Annotated in this window: 14 protein-coding genes; 9 read left to right on the forward strand and 5 right to left on the reverse strand. The window is 60.6% G+C overall.

Annotated elements, in window-relative coordinates; all coding sequences use genetic code 11:
* Positions 1 to 10: 10 nt before the first annotated feature.
* On the reverse strand, positions 11 to 640 hold the full coding sequence (gene rdgB, locus OVA07_RS11445) for an RdgB/HAM1 family non-canonical purine NTP pyrophosphatase (RefSeq protein ID WP_268171544.1): 630 nt from the start codon (positions 638 to 640) through the stop codon (positions 11 to 13).
* The gene (rph, locus tag OVA07_RS11450) at positions 640 to 1,353 is read right to left on the reverse strand and encodes a ribonuclease PH (RefSeq protein WP_268171545.1); all 714 of its coding nucleotides are present in this window, start codon (positions 1,351 to 1,353) and stop codon (positions 640 to 642) included. The genes rdgB and rph overlap by 1 nt, the downstream gene beginning before the upstream one ends.
* Before the next feature lie 69 nt (positions 1,354 to 1,422).
* Between rph and hrcA the strand changes: the two genes are divergently transcribed.
* The 3 genes from hrcA to OVA07_RS11465 all read left to right on the forward strand — a co-directional run bounded on the left by hrcA (position 1,423) and on the right by OVA07_RS11465 (position 3,458).
* Positions 1,423 to 2,487: a heat-inducible transcriptional repressor HrcA gene (hrcA, locus tag OVA07_RS11455; protein ID WP_268171546.1), complete on the forward strand. Its 1,065-nt coding sequence runs from the start codon at positions 1,423 to 1,425 to the stop codon at positions 2,485 to 2,487.
* Entirely contained in the window at positions 2,484 to 3,044 is a 561-nt protein-coding gene (locus tag OVA07_RS11460; RefSeq protein ID WP_268171547.1) for a nucleotide exchange factor GrpE, read from the forward strand. The genes hrcA and OVA07_RS11460 overlap by 4 nt, the downstream gene beginning before the upstream one ends.
* Before the next feature lie 153 nt (positions 3,045 to 3,197).
* Positions 3,198 to 3,458 carry a YMGG-like glycine zipper-containing protein gene (locus tag OVA07_RS11465; protein ID WP_268171548.1) on the forward strand — a complete coding sequence of 87 codons (261 nt, stop codon included), beginning with the start codon at positions 3,198 to 3,200 and terminating at the stop codon, positions 3,456 to 3,458.
* Here the strand turns inward: OVA07_RS11465 and OVA07_RS11470 are convergent.
* Both OVA07_RS11470 and OVA07_RS11475 read right to left on the reverse strand, forming a co-directional pair.
* A complete protein-coding gene (locus OVA07_RS11470) occupies positions 3,434 to 3,874 on the reverse strand; it encodes a vgr related protein (RefSeq protein WP_442789646.1) in 441 nt (146 codons plus the stop codon). The two genes, OVA07_RS11465 and OVA07_RS11470, sit on opposite strands and share 25 nt — an antisense overlap.
* A 65-nt stretch (positions 3,875 to 3,939) precedes the next feature.
* On the reverse strand, positions 3,940 to 4,509 hold the full coding sequence (locus OVA07_RS11475) for a copper chaperone PCu(A)C (protein WP_268171550.1): 570 nt from the start codon (positions 4,507 to 4,509) through the stop codon (positions 3,940 to 3,942).
* Positions 4,510 to 4,677: 168 nt separating this feature from the next.
* Between OVA07_RS11475 and dnaK the strand changes: the two genes are divergently transcribed.
* Both dnaK and dnaJ read left to right on the forward strand, forming a co-directional pair.
* Positions 4,678 to 6,585 carry a molecular chaperone DnaK gene (gene dnaK, locus OVA07_RS11480; RefSeq protein WP_268171551.1) on the forward strand — a complete coding sequence of 636 codons (1,908 nt, stop codon included), beginning with the start codon at positions 4,678 to 4,680 and terminating at the stop codon, positions 6,583 to 6,585.
* 71 nt (positions 6,586 to 6,656) lie between these two features.
* A complete protein-coding gene (gene dnaJ / locus OVA07_RS11485) occupies positions 6,657 to 7,796 on the forward strand; it encodes a molecular chaperone DnaJ (protein WP_268171552.1) in 1,140 nt (379 codons plus the stop codon).
* Between the two features lie 52 nt (positions 7,797 to 7,848).
* On the opposite strand, the gene OVA07_RS11490 is transcribed toward dnaJ, so the two are convergent.
* Positions 7,849 to 10,161, reverse strand: a complete 2,313-nt coding sequence (locus OVA07_RS11490) for a patatin-like protein (RefSeq protein ID WP_268171553.1) — start codon at positions 10,159 to 10,161, stop codon at positions 7,849 to 7,851.
* A gap of 258 nt (positions 10,162 to 10,419) precedes the next feature.
* Between OVA07_RS11490 and OVA07_RS11495 the strand changes: the two genes are divergently transcribed.
* From OVA07_RS11495 to OVA07_RS11510, 4 genes are read left to right on the forward strand one after another with little or no spacing between them, the layout of a single operon-like run.
* On the forward strand, positions 10,420 to 11,805 hold the full coding sequence (locus tag OVA07_RS11495) for a TIGR03013 family XrtA/PEP-CTERM system glycosyltransferase (protein WP_268171554.1): 1,386 nt from the start codon (positions 10,420 to 10,422) through the stop codon (positions 11,803 to 11,805).
* Between the two features lie 10 nt (positions 11,806 to 11,815).
* Positions 11,816 to 13,978, forward strand: a complete 2,163-nt coding sequence (prsK, locus tag OVA07_RS11500; protein ID WP_268171555.1) for an XrtA/PEP-CTERM system histidine kinase PrsK — start codon at positions 11,816 to 11,818, stop codon at positions 13,976 to 13,978.
* The gene (prsR, locus tag OVA07_RS11505; protein ID WP_268172693.1) at positions 13,978 to 15,354 is read left to right on the forward strand and encodes a PEP-CTERM-box response regulator transcription factor; all 1,377 of its coding nucleotides are present in this window, start codon (positions 13,978 to 13,980) and stop codon (positions 15,352 to 15,354) included. Before prsK ends, prsR begins: the two co-directional genes overlap by 1 nt.
* Before the next feature lie 13 nt (positions 15,355 to 15,367).
* Positions 15,368 to 16,918, forward strand: a complete 1,551-nt coding sequence (locus OVA07_RS11510) for a tetratricopeptide repeat protein (protein ID WP_268171557.1) — start codon at positions 15,368 to 15,370, stop codon at positions 16,916 to 16,918.
* The last annotated feature ends 4 nt before the right edge of the window (positions 16,919 to 16,922 follow it).

The following is a 16,922-nucleotide window of genomic DNA, read 5'->3' on the forward strand; positions in this document are numbered from 1 at the left end:
AACTGATATTTCAGGAAAATTGGTCTGCCACCAGCTTGGCAAAGGCATCGGCGCGGTGGCTGATCGCGTGCTTCTCGGCAGGATCGAGTTCGGCAAAGGTGCGGGTGTCGCCCACGGGCACAAACACCGGATCATAGCCAAAGCCCAGCGTCCCGCGCGGCGGCCATGTCAAGCTGCCATGAGCGCGCCCTTCGTAAACCGCTTGCGCACCATCCGGCCATGCGATTGCCAGTACGCATGAAAAGTGGCAATTGCGCGGAGTTTCAGGGCCTTGCTGGGCAATCTTGCCTTCGACTTTACCCATGGCCATGTACCAGTCGCGGCCCGGCCCACCTTCGAACACATCTGCCTCGGCCCAGTCGGCGGTATAGACCCCGGGCGCGCCGCCCAGCGCATCGACACACAGTCCGGAATCATCTGCAAGCGCCGGAAGTTGCGCTGCTTTTGCGGCGGCATGTGCCTTCAGCAGCGCGTTCTCGATGAATGTCGTCCCCGTCTCGTCAGGCTCAGGCAGGCCCAGTGCGCCTGCTGACAGGCATTCCATGCCATAAGGGGCGAGAAGTGCCTGTATTTCCTTGAGCTTTCCGGCATTGTGTGTGGCGATAACCAGCTTGCCGGAACCGAGACGGGGAGCAGACATCAGCGGACTGCCTTTTCCTGCGCGGCAAAGATTTCGGCGCAGCCCATGCGGGCCAGACGCAGCAGGCGCAGCAGCGCTTCTTCGTCATACGTCGCGCCTTCGGCGGTAGCCTGTGCCTCAGCAATATTGCCGCCTTCGATCAGCACGAAGTTGGCGTCAGCATCGGCGGATGAATCTTCAATGTAATCAAGGTCAAGAACCGGGGTTCCGTTGACAATGCCGCAAGAGATGGCAGCGACCTTTTCGGTCAGCGGATCTTCCTTGATCGCCCCGCTGTCGAGCAGCTTCTGCACGGCAAGACGAAGGGCAACCCATGCGCCAGAGATCGACGCTGTGCGGGTGCCGCCATCGGCCTGAATCACGTCGCAATCCAGCGTGATCTGGCGTTCGCCCAGCTTCTTCAGGTCTGTGACAGCACGCAAGGAACGGCCGATAAGGCGTTGAATTTCCTGCGTACGGCCAGACTGCTTGCCCTTGGCCGCTTCACGGCTGCCACGGGTGTGCGTGGCGCGCGGAAGCATCGAATATTCCGCTGTAACCCAGCCTTCGCCCTTGCCACGCAGGAACGGCGGAACCCGTTCTTCCACCGAAGCGGTGACGAGCACCTTGGTATCGCCAAAGCTGATAAGGACCGAACCTTCGGCGTGTTTGGTGAAATTGGTTTCGATCGAGATTGCGCGCATTTCATCAGGCGCGCGGCCGGAAGGTCGCATGGATTTTCCCTCAAAAGTTTCGTCAGCCTCTGGCGCATCGGGCCTGAGCCTGCAAGAGCGGTGTATAGAATGTTAGGCCCCACGCTATCCGATCTGACAGACCGCGCCCGCGAGATATTCCGTCTTGTGGTGGAGGGCTATATTGCCAACGGACAGCCGGTAGGCTCGAAAACGCTGGCCGGGCCGGGCGGGGTGAACCTGTCGCCTGCGTCGATCCGGTCCGTCCTGGTAGAATTGCAGGATGCCGGGCTTTTGGCTGCGCCGCATACCAGTGCGGGGCGGATGCCGACAGAAGTGGGCCTGCGCCTGTTCGTCGACGGGATCATGCAGATGGCCGAACCGTCTGCGGCGGAGCGCGCGCAGATCGAGCGGGGGTTGGTCACGGGCGGAAGCATCGAGACGGCACTGGCGGCGGCAAGTTCGGCGCTGTCGGAGCTTTCGGCGGGGGCGGCGGTGGTGATGGTGCCCAAGCGCGAGCCACGGTTGGCGCAGCTTTCGTTTGTGCCATTGTCGCCCGTGCGCGCGCTGGCAGTGCTAGTAAGCGAAGAAGGCGGGATCGAGAACCGCGTGATTGATCTACCCGAACCAGTGGCGCCTGCTGCATTGGAACAGGCAGGCAATTATCTGACAAGTCGCCTTGCCGGACGCACACTGGCCGAAGCAGCGGGGGTGGTGCAGGCAGAGATCATGAGCGGGCGATCCGCGCTGGATACGGCAAGCGCCGATCTGGTGCAGCGGGGCCTTGCGGTTTGGAGCCTTGATGCCGCTGCACGTCCCGTACTCGTCGTGCGTGGGCAGGCCAATCTCCTGGATGAAACCGCGCTGCATGATATCGAAAGGGTGCGGCAATTGCTGGATGAGCTGGAAAGCGCCGAAGCGATTGCACGGGTTCTGGACGCCGCGCGTGAGGCGCAGGCAACGCGAATATTCATCGGCAGCGAAAACCGGCTATTCTCGCTTTCGGGATCGTCGGTGATCGCATCGCCCTGGCGTGATGGCGATGGGCGCGTGGTTGGCGTGGTGGGGGTTATCGGCCCGACTCGGTTGAATTATGCGCGCGTCGTCCCCATGGTTGATTTCACCGCCCAGACGCTGGGCAAATTTATCGGACAAGACGGGTTTTCGAGAAAATGAGCGATAACGAGACGCGCCCCACCGACGCTGAAGTGGAAGCTGAACTGAAGGGTGTGCCCGAAGACATGATCGACCAGCCTTCGGCAAGCGACGAAGCGGCCCTTCTGCGCGAGCAGCTGGAAGCGGCCAAGCAGGACATCCTTTACGCCAAGGCAGAAACGCAGAACCTGCGTCGTCGCATGGAAAAGGACATTGCCGATGCCCGGGCCTATGCCGCGACCGGTTTTGCCCGCGATATCCTTTCGGTGGCGGACAATCTTTCGCGCGCTCTGGAATCCATTCCAGCTGATCTGCGTGAAGACGACAAGTTCAAGAACCTTGTCGCAGGGTTGGAAGCGACGGGTCGCGAGATCGAAAAGGTATTTGGTAGCCACGGTATCGTGCGCATTGCTGCCATGGGCCTGCCTCTGGACCCGCATCAGCATCAGGCGATGATTGAAATGCCCTCTGCCGATGCAGAACCGGGCACGGTCGTTTCAGAGCTGCAAGCAGGTTATATGATTAAGGACCGCCTGTTGCGCCCGGCCATGGTGGCTGTGGCGAAGAAGCCTGATTGATCTGAGGTTTCAGGCTGTGCGCTCTTGCCAGAGTGGGGTGCGCAGTTCTTTTTCAGGTGCGCGACACTTTATGGCAAAGCGCAACGGTTCGTCGCGTCGGTGGGAACTTTGCTGCCAATGATGCGTCAACTCCGTGAAAAACGGAGATTTACCATGCGCAAGATCATCATTGCTTCGCTTATCATGGGTTCGGCGGTCACACTTGGCGGCTGCGCGCGCAACTATACCGGTGAAGGTGCCGCGTTGGGCGCGGCTGTTGGCGCTGGCATCGGGGCTGCGACCGGTGGCGATATTGCCACGGGCGCCGCGATTGGTGGCGCGGTGGGTGCAGCGGGCGGTTCGCAGATCAGGAAGGATGGCGACCGCTGTTATCGCCGTGACCGCAACGGTTATGAATACGAGGTGCGTTGCTGAGCAAACGGCAGGATCGCTTCAAGCCATTCCACAGGCGGGGCCTCCGGTAACGGACGGCCCCGTTTTGCCATGAATAGATGGCGCACTATTTCGGCCTGTTGTTCAATACCATAATGCACAAACTTCTGACCATGCCTGAAGGTGTAAGTGTAGCGACAGAACGGGTGCCGCATTAAAGGCAGCCACCAGCGACCGCGCTGCTGCGTTTGCCAGACATGGACCATTTCGTGAATGAACAGCCCTTGCAATGTCAGGTCCGCGCAGCCGAAGTCATCGCGATAGTGTGGGCTGGCAGGGGTGAAGTGCAGGTGCCCCATTGGCGCCATGACCGTGCACGTCGGCTGGAAAGGAAACCAGCGGCGACGGCGAATGCGAACAGGCGCGGTGTCGATGGTGCTGCCGAAAACTTCGGCCACAAGTGCGCGTTCGCCGTCTGTTAGCGGGCGCTCCCCGCCAGGCGGGCAGGGAGCGCCGTTTTGTTTCACATTTTGCTCATGTCATGACCGGACATGTCGTGCCCGCTCATGTTGTGGTCCATTTCGCCACTTGCAGCGGCAAAGGCTTCGACCTTGGCTGGAATGCTAGCCTTGTCGCCATTGTCGAGCGTGATCGTCAGTTCGGTGGTCCCGCCAGCTTTCAGCGTATCGGCGATGTCGTAGAGCATCACATGAAGGCCGCCGGATTTGAATTCAACGGTCTTGCCTGATTCGACTGCCACGTCCTTGACCGGCTTCATCGAGGAAACGCCGTTTTCCGTGACCGTTTCGTGCATTTCGGCACGGTCTGCGCCCTCGACATAGACGCCTGCAATCTTGCGCGCGGGGCCTGCGCCCTGCGAGACGGTGAAGTAGGCGACGCCGGGACGCCCGGCCATGGCGGGCAGACGGACAACGGCATCGGCCAGCGCGATACCGGGCGCATTTTCCGGTGTTGCATCAGCGGTTTGGCTGGCAGCGGCGGTGGGGTCTTCAGCTTTCTGGCCGCAACCTGCCAGCGCGCCGGAAAGGGTGAGGGCCAGTCCTGAAAGCCCGCCGATCAAAACCTTGCGCATCTACATCCGACTCCTTGAACAATTGTGTTCATGCGGTAAGCGCGCGGGGGCCTTGTGCCAAGCGGAACCGCACCTATATCGCCGTCAATCGAGCCGCACTCGGCGGTCTGCCCGGCAGGGGGACTTCCAATCCTTGCGGTGTCCTGAAGAGAAGGAATTGGGGAAACCATGGCTAAAGTTATCGGTATCGACCTTGGCACGACCAACAGCTGCGTTGCTGTGATGGACGGGGGCACGCCCAAGGTCATCGAAAATTCTGAAGGCGCTCGCACCACGCCGTCCATCGTCGCCTTTACCAAGGATGGCGAACGTCTGATCGGCCAACCGGCCAAGCGTCAGGCCGTGACCAACGGTGACAACACGATTTTTGCGGTAAAGCGCCTGATCGGCCGCCGTTTCGAAGACCCCATGACTCAAAAGGACATGGCGCTGGTTCCCTATACCATCACCAAGGGCAAGAATGGTGATGCGTGGGTTCAGGCCGGCGGGCAGGATTACAGTCCTTCGCAGATCTCGGCTTTCACCCTTCAGAAGATGAAGGAAACCGCCGAGGCTTATCTTGGCGAAACGGTGACGCAGGCGGTGATTACCGTTCCGGCTTACTTCAACGACGCGCAACGTCAGGCGACCAAGGACGCCGGGCAGATTGCTGGTCTTGAAGTGCTGCGCATCATCAACGAACCGACGGCGGCAGCGCTGGCCTATGGTCTGGACAAGCAGGATGGCAAGACCATCGCGGTCTATGACCTTGGCGGCGGTACGTTCGACATCTCCGTGCTGGAAATCGGCGACGGCGTGTTCGAAGTAAAGTCGACCAATGGCGATACGTTCCTGGGCGGCGAGGACTTTGACACGGTTGTGGTCGAGTATCTGGCCGACAAGTTCAAAGCCAAGGAAAACATGGACCTGCGCGGCGACAAGCTGGCCCTGCAGCGTCTGAAGGAAGCGGCGGAAAAGGCGAAGATCGAACTGTCTTCGGCCCAGACCACCGAAATCAACCTGCCGTTCATCACGGCCCGCATGGAAGGTGGATCGACCACCCCGCTGCATCTGGTTGAAACCATCAGCCGCGCCGATCTGGAAAAGCTGGTTGCCGGTCTGATCCAGCGCACGCTCGATCCTTGCAAGAAGGCGCTGGCTGACGCCGGCCTGACCGCCAAGGACATCGACGATGTGGTGCTGGTGGGCGGCATGACCCGCATGCCCAAGGTGCGCGAAGTGGTGAAGGACTTCTTCGGCAAGGAACCGCATACCGGGGTGAACCCTGACGAAGTGGTGGCCATGGGTGCCGCCATTCAGGCAGGTGTGCTTCAGGGCGACGTCAAGGACGTGCTGCTGCTGGACGTTACCCCGCTTTCGCTGGGTATCGAAACGCTGGGCGGCATCATGACCAAGATGATCGACCGCAACACCACGATCCCGACCAAGAAGAGCCAGGTCTATTCGACGGCAGAAGACAATCAGCAGGCGGTGACGATCCGGGTGTTCCAGGGCGAGCGCGAAATGGCGCAGGACAACAAGATGCTGGGCCAGTTCGACCTGCTCGGCATTCCGCCTGCACGCCGGGGTGTGCCACAGATCGAAGTGACGTTCGACATCGACGCCAACGGTATCGTGAACGTGTCGGCCAAGGATAAGGGCACCGGCAAGGAACAGCAGATCCGCATTCAGGCATCTGGTGGTCTTTCGGACGCGGACATCGACCAGATGGTGCGTGATGCCGAAAAGTTTGCCGAAGAAGACAAGAAGCGTCGTGCCGAGGCGGAAGCCAAGAACAACGCTGAAAGCCTGATCCACGCGACCGAGCGCCAGCTTGAAGAGAACGGTGACAAGATCGACGCTTCGCTGAAGGCCGAGATCGAAACTGCTATCGCCGAGGCCAAGGCTGCTGTTGAAAGCGGCAATGTCGATGACATGACGGCCAAGACGCAAAGCTTGACCGACAAGGCCATGAAGATGGGTCAGGCGATTTACGAGAAGGAACAGGCCGCAGGGGCTGCTCCGGGCGCAGAAGCACCGAAGGCCGACGACGACGTGGTCGACGCCGAGTTTTCGGAAGTCGACGACAACAAGTGATGTTGCGATGAAACCGGCCCGCCGCTTGCGTGAATGCGCGGGCGGCGGGTTGTCTATGTAGGGAATGCGCAATGTCGGCCGAGATCGACTATTACGAACTGCTGCAGGTGGAACGCACCGCTGACGACAAGGTGCTGAAATCTGCCTATCGCAAGCTGGCGATGAAGTTCCACCCGGACAAGAATCCGGGGTGTGGAGATTCTGAAGCCAAGTTCAAGCAGATCAACGAGGCTTATGCCTGTCTGTCAGACCCGCAGAAGCGTGCGGCCTATGACCGGTATGGCCATGCCGCTTTCCAGCAGGGCGGCGCAGGCGGCTCCGGTGGCGGATTTGGCGGTGGCGGTGATTTTGGCGACATCGGCGACATCTTCGAGACGATCTTCGGCGGGGCGTTTGGTGGCGGTGGCGGGCGCCAGCAGGCACGGCGTGGCGCGGACTTGCGCTATGACATGGAAATCAGTCTGGAAGACGCTTTCCATGGCAAGGACGCCGAAATTGCAGTCGAGGTTTCGCAGTCCTGCGAGCCGTGTGGTGGCAAGGGGGCAGAGCCGGGAACATCGGTGCGGCGCTGCAACTTGTGCGGCGGACACGGCAAAGTACGGGCGCAGCAAGGCTTTTTCATGGTGGAGCGGCCTTGCCCGAATTGCCATGGCCGTGGCGAGGTAATCGAAAGCCCGTGCAAGCATTGCCGTGGCGAAGGCCGTGTCGATGCCGAGCAGCGGTTGCAGGTGAATATCCCCGCAGGTGTCGACAACGGCACCCGCATCCGGCTGGCCGGAAAGGGCGAGGCGGGACCGTTTGGTGCGCCTTCAGGTGACCTTTATATTTTTCTGCACATCCAGCGGCACAAGGTTTTCGAACGCGAAGGCACCACGTTGCTGACGCGCTGTCCGATCAGCTTTACCACAGCGGCGCTTGGTGGCGAGATTGAGATTCCGGGGATGGACGGCAAAGTCCATGTTATCGAGATTCCCGCCGGCATACAGACTGGCAAGCAGTTGCGCAGGCGTGGGGCAGGCATGCCTGTGCTGCAGGGGCGCGGTATTGGCGATCTGGTGGTGGAAATTCAGGTTGAAACGCCCACAAAGCTTTCAGCCCGGCAGAAGGAGTTGCTTCGCGAATTTCAGGCCACCGAGACGGGCGAGGAATGCCCCCAGTCCAAGGGCTTTTTCGAACGCATCAAGGATGCATGGACCGATCTGACAGAATGATTGTGCTTGTGCCCCCGCCTTGGCGGGGGTGCGAGAGTTGCTACGATGCCGTTCAGTCCGGAAAGGCCGCGAGAACTTCGGTTCTGATTCCTGCTATCTGCCCCGGTTCGGCGGTCAGTCGGTTCTCCTCCTCGTCCAGAACGGCGAGGAAGGCGTCTCGGCGGAAGCTGCGCAGCACGTTATCGGGTAGCGGCTGTTCGACGGTCGAGGCGATGAGATCGATCATGCGTTCGGCGCCGTGCAGGCGGCCCCACAAGTAGTCGTTTTCACGATAGGCTCGGCTGAAAAATGCGCCGAAATTGAAAAACTCAACGCCTCGCAGGCAGGCGAAGGTGCCGCCTTTGCGAATGGCGGTGGCATCATCGGGTGAAATGCGGTCCACCTTCACCGGATCAAATTCGCCCATCCCTTCGCCCTGCAGCAGTGGCAGGGTTGCGATATCGTAGAACGGGAAGCCGAGGTAGGCGTGGAGGAAGCGGCGACGCAGCGGCTTGTCCATGCCCTCCAGCGCGGCAACCAGCATGGCATCGACCTGAAGGTCCAGTCCGATCAGATCGCGCCGGGTGGCCATGGCGGCAAGCACGGCACCGGGATTAACCGTGGCAACTGCAGCAGTTTCGGCAAAGCCGGGGCCAAGCCCTTCGACAGTTTCGCGCCCCTGATACAGGGCCTGAGCGCGATAGACCGCATCGCGCGCGGCTTCACGCGCAGCGGGGCTGATATCGTCGCTGTTTTCCCATTCGTGAGTCAGGCGGCGAGCCAGCAGCTTCAGTCTGCGTATGCGATAGGACAGATCATGCGTGCGGAAAAACGCCACTGTCTGTTCGGTTGCCCCACCACGCAGGGCGGACAGCCGATCAAGTCCGTTTTCCGCCAGATGTGCCCAGAGCGAAGCCTCGACCAATTGCAAAGGTGCGGCATCGGGCGCGGCTTCATGGATCAGGCAGGCCAGATCATCGACAATGCCCGACAGTTTGACCTGCGCATAGCTGTGAAAGGCAAAGCCTGCGCGTTCTGCCGAGGTTTGTTGGGCTTTGTTGCGCCACGCGGTCAACCGTCGGGGCGAAGGGCTGTCGAAAAACAAGGTGCGGCCAAAAAGGCTCTCCACCGTCTCTTCAATTTCCGGCCGTAGTGCCTCGACAATGGTGCGCAGGCGCGCGCGCTGACGTGATTGTTGTTCCAGCGCTTCCAGATTGTCGCGGATTGGCTGTTCGCGCGGGATAGAGGAGAGCGATCCGAAGATGGCTGAAAAGAAGCCGACCGTGCGCCCTCCCTTGGGCGCGATGCGCATATGGTCGGGACTGGGATCGATATAGACAAAGCGACGATCCACTTCGCGGCGGGCCGGGCGGTCGCGCAATACGCCGATGGCTTGTGCAAAGGGGCGGTTGACCAGAACGGCCCCATCCACCAGCGCGACATGATCGACATCACCGCGCTTCCAATGACTGGGCATGATACGTTGAAGGAAGCGGTCCCGCCCCGGCCAGCTTATGCCGCGTTCGCGCACAAGGCCGTCTATTTCATCAATTAGCAAAGGGGGGAATGCGCCGGGGAAGCTGGCGGTAGAGCGCGCGGCAAGCACCAGTTCGGGACAAGAGGCCAGATCGCGCGGTCCTGCGCGGCTGGTGGCGTGACGGAAGCTGATCGACAGGCGATGCTCGCTTTCAACCACGGTAGCAGGGCTGTTAAGCCGCAGTTCCTCAAGGTGGCCGTTGAAATCGGTAGCAGTGACCAAGAGGTCTATCGGATGGCCTTCGGGTAGCAAGGGATCGCCAGCAGGCGTGGCTGCCATGGCGTCGAGCGCGTCGGCAATCATCCTTGAAAAGCCTATTCCGCTAAATGGCGGGGCAAACCAGCGTGCGCGTATCAGCCGCGAAACCTTGCGCCGCACTTCGGCTCGCGTGCCTTGTGCAACAGTGCGGCTGACGACATTGCCTGGCCATTTCAGCACGAACCAGACCAGAGGCTGCGCCCAGAACTTGGCGAAATTGCTCCATGGTTTGGCGTCGGGATCAAGCAGCATGTCGATATCGGCGCGGTCGAGCCACATCGATGTCAGCGGCTCAAGGCTTTGCCCTGTAGCGATGGCCTGGGCCAGAAAAACGCCATTGATGCCGCCCGCGCTTGCGCCCGAAACGATGTCGGGCAAGAGTCGCAGTCGCACATCACGGGTAAGGGCGATTTCTTCGAACAGGCGGAGATAGACAGCCTCGACACCGTTGGGGTGCGGGCCTTCCGGGCAATGGAACGCGCGGCTGGCGCGGGTTGCGCGCCACAGCTCTTTCGTCACCCCGTGCATATACACCGCAAGGCTTATGCCGCCGTAGCAGACAAGCGCGATGCGCAGTTCTTTCTGCCGCATCGGCGCACAATGGCAGGGTTGGCCGGCGCATTCCAGTAAGATGTTGTGCGGTGGGTTACGATAAGCGGTTGCTAGCGACTGTAAGTTTTGCCGACAGAAATTATCGGAATATTTTATCAAGGCACTGAAAATAAAGACCTAAATGTCATTTTGAGAAAGTGTGTCTGGTGTCAGGGTAACCGACGCTTTACCCTTTTGCGCCTAAGCAGACGGCGAGAAGGCCGTTTCGGGCCTGTTAGGGTGAAAAGTGCCAGGCCAATGATACGCCTGTTCAAACATTATATCCCGCACTCGGTCCTGCTGCTGGGCCTGCTCGACTTTGCGCTACTGATCGGCGCGGGCGAACTGGGCTGGCAATTGCGGGCGCGGCAGATCGGCATGGATCCGGGCGTGTTCTCGGTCCGGTTGACACCGTTGCTGCTGTTTGCCGTGCTGGTGCAGACTGCGATGATCGCGGTCGGGGTCTATGGCTCGGATGCGCTGCGGTCGCTGCGCTATGCAACTGCGCGACTATTGGTCGCGGTGAGCCTTGGCATTATCGCGCTGTCGGTGGTGTATTTCATGGTGCCGGGCACCACACTTTGGCGGTCAAACCTATTCTACGCGATGTTTATCTCGCTGGCGTTGCTGGTGCTGATCCGTTTGCTGCTGGGTGGATTGCTGGGTACATCGGCATTTCGGCGGCGTGTTCTGGTGCTGGGTGCCGGAATGCGGGCTGATCGTCTGCGCAAGCTGGGCGAGCGGCCAGAAGCCGGTTTCGCGATTGTCGGTTATGTCGGTATGAGTGCGGCAGAACCCGTGGTGGTCGAAGCCATTCACCGCGATGCCATCAACAACCTGACGCGCTATGTCGAAAACCTTGGCGTCAGCGAAGTGGTGCTGGCGCTGGAAGAACGGCGCAATGCCCTGCCGCTGAAAGACCTGCTGCGCATCAAGACCACCGGTGTTCACGTCAATGATTTTTCGACGTTCATGGAGCGTGAAACCGGGCGGGTGGATCTGGATACGGTCAACCCCAGTTGGCTGATCTTTTCGGATGGCTTTTCATCGGGGCGGGCGCTTTCTGGCGTGGCCAAGCGGATGTTTGACGTAGCGGCCAGCCTACTGTTGCTGACGCTGACGCTGCCCTTGATCTTACTGTTTGCCCTGCTGGTGAAGATTGACAGTAAAGGGCCGGCGTTCTTCCGCCAGACGCGGGTTGGGCTGTATGGTCAAAACTTTGACGTGATAAAGCTGCGTTCGATGCGGGTGGATGCCGAAGCCAACGGCGCGCAATTTGCGCAGGCGAACGATCCGCGCGTCACCCGCATTGGCAATATCATCCGCAAACTGCGCATCGATGAACTGCCGCAGACGTGGACCGTGCTTAAAGGCGAGATGAGCTTTGTCGGACCGCGTCCAGAGCGACCAGAATTCGTTGCGGATCTGGAAGAAAAGCTGCCCTATTACGCCGAGCGTCACATGGTGAAGCCGGGCATTACCGGCTGGGCACAGATCAACTACCCCTATGGCGCATCGATCGAGGATTCGCGCCACAAGCTGGAATACGATCTTTATTATGCCAAGAACTATACCCCGTTCCTTGATCTGCTGATCCTGTTGCAGACCCTGCGCGTCGTGCTGTGGCACGAAGGCGCGCGCTGAGGATATCGCGGTGCTGAGCCTCTTCACCTGGCAGGGCTTTGGGCAGTGGATGTTTCTGGCATCCGCTTTTGCCTTTCTGCTGCTGGTCGGGTGGCGATGGGACAGGCGGCGGCGCGCTGGGCAGGCCCGTGATGGACAGATTGGCACGAACAAGGGCGGACGTGGCGAAATCATTGCTTATGGTCTGGCGGCAGCTTGGTCGCTGATCGTGGCGGGCATGGGCCATCTGGCAATTGTCAGCCAGCTGTTTGAAACCTTGCGCAGCCTTGGCTGGCTGGGCCTTACGCTGGTGCTGTTTTCGCGCGATGGGCGTCATACCAGCGTATCGCCGATCCGGCCCGTTCTGGCCGCGCTGGTGTTTGTCGAATTGTTGCAGCCGCTGCTGCTGATTATGGAAATGCGCTATGCCGTGAATCCTTCGGCCAGCGCGATGATCTTTCACATCGTGGTGCTGTTCCGCCTGCTGGTAGCGACAGGGGCACTGGTGCTGGTGCACAACCTTTATGCCGGTGCGATGGCGCAACAGCGCACGGCGCTGCGCTGGACGTGCGCCGCACTTGCGATGATCTGGGGCTACGACCTCAACCTGTACACCATTGCCTATCTTGGCCGTGCGATGCCGATCGAACTGGTGGCACTGCGGGGACTTGCGCAGATTGCGGCGGCGGGCCTGCTGGTGATCGGTGCAGTGCGGGGCCGTTCGGCGCTGAGGTTTTCACCTTCGCGGGCGGTTGCGTTTCAGTCGCTGTCGTTGATGGTGATCGGCGCCTACATGATCGTCATGGTCGGCGCGGCGCAATCGCTGGCGTGGCTTGGTGGAAATGCCAGCCAACTGGCGCAACTTGGCTTTGTCTTTGTTACAAGCGTACTGGTGGTGGCAATCCTGCCGTCAGGCCGGGTGCGTGGCTGGCTCAAAGTCATGCTGGCCAAGCACTTCTTTCAGCACCGCTATGATTACCGGGCGGAATGGCTGCGCTTTACCCGCACAATCGGTCGTGCCGGCGCGCAGGCACTGCCGCTGCATGAGCGTGTGGTGCAGGCATTGGCGGATATTACCGACAGTTCCAGCGGGTTGCTGCTGGTGCCTGCTGAAGGTGGTGAACTGGTGCTTGCAGCGCGCTGGCAGTGGCCTACCGCAGATGTTCCGGCCGAAGCGATTGCAGCCGATGCGGTGAGCTTCTTCGAACAGCGCGGCTTCATTGTCGATCTGGAAGAACTGCGTTCTGGTGTCGATTATCAGGGCGAGAACGGAGCCGTGCCGCAGTGGCTGGTGGATGAACATTCCGCCTGGGCGCTGGTGCCGCTGTTGCATTTCGACCGTTTGGTGGGGCTGGTTGTGCTTGGCCGTCCGCAAGTGGCGCGCAAGCTTGACTGGGAAGATTTTGACCTGCTGCGCGTGGTGGGGATGCAGCTTGCCAGTTATCTGGCGGAACAAGTCGGTCAGTCCGCGCTGCTGGAAGCCAGTCGCTTTGACGAATTCAACCGCCGTATCGCGTTTGTGATGCACGACATCAAAAATCTGGCCAGCCAGCTCAGTCTGCTTTCGCGTAATGCCGAACGCCACGCCGACAACCCGGCATTCCGGGGCGACATGCTGATTACGCTGCGCAATTCGGCAGACAAGCTGAATGCATTGCTCGCTCGCCTGTCCCGCTATGGCGGCAATGGCGGTGAAAAGGTCGGTGAAATTGATGCTAGCGAGGTTATCCGCGCGGTGGCTGAACGATACAATGCGCCGGGCGCAGTGCGTGTGCATGTGACACACGATGCGGCATGCCCTGTGATGGCCAACCGTGACGCGCTGGAGCAGGTGCTGCTGCATCTGGTGCAGAACGCTATCGATGCCAGCCCTGACGGGATGGCGGTGTTCCTGCAGGTCAACACCGATGGCCTGTATGGCACGATTGAGGTGATCGACACTGGCTGCGGTATGAGCGCTGAATTTATCCGCAACCGGCTGTTCAAGCCGTTTGTGTCCACCAAACAGGGTGGTTTTGGCATCGGTGCGTTCGAAGCGCGCGAACTGGTCAAAGCCATGCGCGGACGGCTTGAGGTGGAAAGCCGCGAAGGGCTGGGCAGTCGGTTTACCGTGCGGCTGCCGCTGGCCGCGGCACAACCGCTGATGAATTCGATCGACGGGGGCGAAGGCTCCCACGACAAAAGGGTGGCATGATGAGTGAAGCCAAGCCCGGACAACGGCCAGTGCTGCTGATCGTCGAAGACGATCCCGGCCTGCAGGCGCAGTTGAAATGGGCCTATGAAGATTTCGATGTGGTGATTGCGGGCGACCGGGCCAGCGCGCTGACCTTGCTGCGTTCGGAAGAACCTGCGGTGGTGACGCTTGACCTTGGCCTGCCACCAGATCCTGACGGGACGACCGAAGGCTTTGCCGTGCTGGACGAAATCATGACTTTGCGGCCGCAGACCAAGGTGATCGTTGCCAGTGGCCACGGGGCACGGGAAAGCGCACTGAAAGCCATCGAGAAGGGTGCCTACGACTTTTACCAGAAGCCGGTCGACATCGACGCTCTGGGCCTGATCGTGCGCCGCGCGCTGCACCTGTCGCGGATCGAGACGGAGAACCGCAATCTGGCAACCCGTGCCAGTTCCGACAATAAGGTGCTGGGCCGGATGATTACCGCCGCACCAGAGATGATAAAGGTTGCCCGCACGATCGAACGTGTGGCCAATACCAATGTATCGGTGATGCTGCTGGGCGCCAGCGGCACGGGCAAGGAATTGCTGGCCAAGGGGCTGCACGATGCGTCGGGCCGGGCCAAAGGCGCGTTCATCGCCATCAACTGCGCGGCGATCCCCGAAAACCTGCTGGAAAGCGAACTGTTTGGCCATGAAAAGGGTGCGTTCACGGGTGCTGTGAAAACGACCGAAGGCAAGATCGAACTGGCCAGCGGTGGCACGCTGTTTCTGGATGAAGTGGGCGATATTCCGCTGCAACTGCAGGTAAAGCTGCTACGCTTTTTGCAGGAGAGGACCATAGAGCGGATCGGCGGGCGCAAGTCCATCGAAGTTGACACGCGCATCGTTTGCGCCACCCACCAGAACCTTGAGGCGATGATCGCCGACGGGCGGTTCCGCGAAGATCTGTTCTATCGCCTTGCCGAAATCGTTGTTCGGATTCCCAGCCTCGCTGAAAGGCCGGGGGATGCCACGCTGCTGGCCAAGACGTTCCTGATGCGCTTTGCAGCCGAAATGAATCCCCACGTAAAGGGCCTTGCGCCTGATGCGCTGGCGGCCATCGATGGCTGGAACTGGCCGGGTAACGTCCGCGAACTGGAAAACCGGGTGAAGCGTGCCGTCATCATGGCCGATGGCAAGCTGGTGACGGCCGCTGACCTTGACCTGCCGGGCACGGCTGATGATGAGGCATCGCCGCTGAACCTGAAGACTGCGCGTGAAGCGACTGATCGCAAGATCATTCGACATGCCCTGGCCCGCAGCGAGGGTAACATTTCAAGCACCGCACGCCTTCTGGGGATCAGCAGGCCCACGCTGTATGACCTGCTCAAGCAATACGATCTCCAGAACTAGCCGCCTTTTCACGGTGCTGGCCCTTTTGGCACTGGTGGCTTCACCGGTGCGCGGGGATGTGCCTGCCGATGCGCTGGCAAAAGCGCGCGCCGCACTGGCAAAAGCCGATGGCATTGCCGCCGAGGCACCGTTGCGGTCAGCCCTCCGCAGCGGTGCGAATGCCGATCTGGTACGAGCGGAACTGGGCGAGGCGCTGCTTCTTCAAGGGGATCGGCGGGCCGCGCGTGAAGTTTTGTATGGCGGCAATTTTGTGGCCCAAAGTGCGGCGCGGGGCTGGCAGGTGCGCGGAAGGCTGGAACTGGCGGAGGGGCGCTATGTCGAAGCCGGACAGGCGTTTGACAATTCGCTGAAGATCAAGGCGGACAGCGGATCGCTGTGGGGTGACATCGCCCGTCTGCGCTTTGCCGGGGGTGAACAGGCACAGGCCATCGAAGCAGCGGACCGCGCGGTAAAATTGAACCCCAAAGACCCGCGCGCGCTCGAATTGCGGGGTCTTTTGATCCGCGAACAGTTCGGCCTATTTGCTGCCCTGCCGTGGTTCGAAGCAGGCTTGCGCGTTGCGTCCGACGATGTGGGCTTGCTCGGGGAATATGCCGCAACGTTGGGTGATATGGGCCAGTACAAGGCCATGCTGGTGGTGTGCCGCAAGCTGACCGAGGTCGATCCGGGCAATGTCCGCGCGCTCTATCTTCAAGCAGTACTGGCGGCGCGTAGCGGCCAGACCAGCCTTGCCCGCAAGATATTGCTGCAGACCGGCACGGTGCTGCGCGATATGCCTGCCGCCCTGTTGCTGAACGGCATTCTGGAATATCGCGCAGGCAACACCAACCTTGCTGTCGGGCATTTTGATCGTCTGTTGCGAATGCAGCCTGAAAACCTTCAGGCCCGTATGTTGCTGACCCGCGCCCTGCAGCGTCAGGGTTTGAATCAACAGGCTGCAGAAACGGCGCAAGGTTGGGCCGAGCGAGGCGATGCTGCGCCATATCTGCTGACGATTACGGGAAAAGCGCATGTTGCGCTGGGGCGAAAGGCTGAAGGCGTAGCGCTGTTTGAACGGGCGGACGAGGTGGGGAACAACGGGCCGGAAGTGCTACCGCCGGGACAGCCGCTGGGCGTGCTGGCGCTGACATATGCCGATGCGCCCAATCTTGCCGGCAATGCCGTGCCTTACATTCGCGGACTTCTGGATGCGGGTGATGATGCCGCGGCGGTAATGGCCGCCGAACGTCTGCAGCGCGCCAATCCAGGTGCGGCAGAAGCATGGTTGCTGGCCGGGGATGCGCGTCTGCTATCGGGCGACAATCTGGGCGCGCTAGACAGATATGGCAGGGGGGCAAGCATTCGCTTCAATCTGCCGACGCTGCAACGTATCGACTATGCGATGCGTCAACTGGGGCGCGGCGAACAGGCGAATGCCATGGTGGCGCGATACCTGCGTCAGAACCCCGGCAATCCACAGGCGATGAAACTGCTCAGCTTTGGCAGGCAGTCGTTGGGCAATGAAGTGGGCGCGCAACGGTTGGAGGCAGTGCTGCGAGCCAGAGGCCTGCGCAATCCGTCATGAACTT

This window comes from Novosphingobium sp. SL115, from assembly GCF_026672515.1.
In the GTDB taxonomy this organism is placed as follows: domain Bacteria; phylum Pseudomonadota; class Alphaproteobacteria; order Sphingomonadales; family Sphingomonadaceae; genus Novosphingobium.

Excerpts from the sequence above, each read along its gene's own strand:
- hrcA (WP_268171546.1), top strand. The coding sequence starts at position 1,423 with ATGTTAGGCCCCACGCTATCCGATCTGACAGACCGCGCCCGCGAGATA.
- OVA07_RS11465 (WP_268171548.1), top strand. The coding sequence starts at position 3,198 with ATGCGCAAGATCATCATTGCTTCGCTTATCATGGGTTCGGCGGTCACA.
- OVA07_RS11475 (WP_268171550.1), bottom strand. The coding sequence starts at position 4,509 with ATGCGCAAGGTTTTGATCGGCGGGCTTTCAGGACTGGCCCTCACCCTT.
- prsR (WP_268172693.1), top strand. The coding sequence starts at position 13,978 with ATGAGTGAAGCCAAGCCCGGACAACGGCCAGTGCTGCTGATCGTCGAA.
- dnaK (WP_268171551.1), top strand. The coding sequence starts at position 4,678 with ATGGCTAAAGTTATCGGTATCGACCTTGGCACGACCAACAGCTGCGTT.
- OVA07_RS11490 (WP_268171553.1), bottom strand. The coding sequence starts at position 10,161 with ATGCGGCAGAAAGAACTGCGCATCGCGCTTGTCTGCTACGGCGGCATA.
- OVA07_RS11495 (WP_268171554.1), top strand. The coding sequence starts at position 10,420 with ATGATACGCCTGTTCAAACATTATATCCCGCACTCGGTCCTGCTGCTG.
- rph (WP_268171545.1), bottom strand. The coding sequence starts at position 1,353 with ATGCGACCTTCCGGCCGCGCGCCTGATGAAATGCGCGCAATCTCGATC.
- dnaJ (WP_268171552.1), top strand. The coding sequence starts at position 6,657 with ATGTCGGCCGAGATCGACTATTACGAACTGCTGCAGGTGGAACGCACC.
- rdgB (WP_268171544.1), bottom strand. The coding sequence starts at position 640 with ATGTCTGCTCCCCGTCTCGGTTCCGGCAAGCTGGTTATCGCCACACAC.
- OVA07_RS11460 (WP_268171547.1), top strand. The coding sequence starts at position 2,484 with ATGAGCGATAACGAGACGCGCCCCACCGACGCTGAAGTGGAAGCTGAA.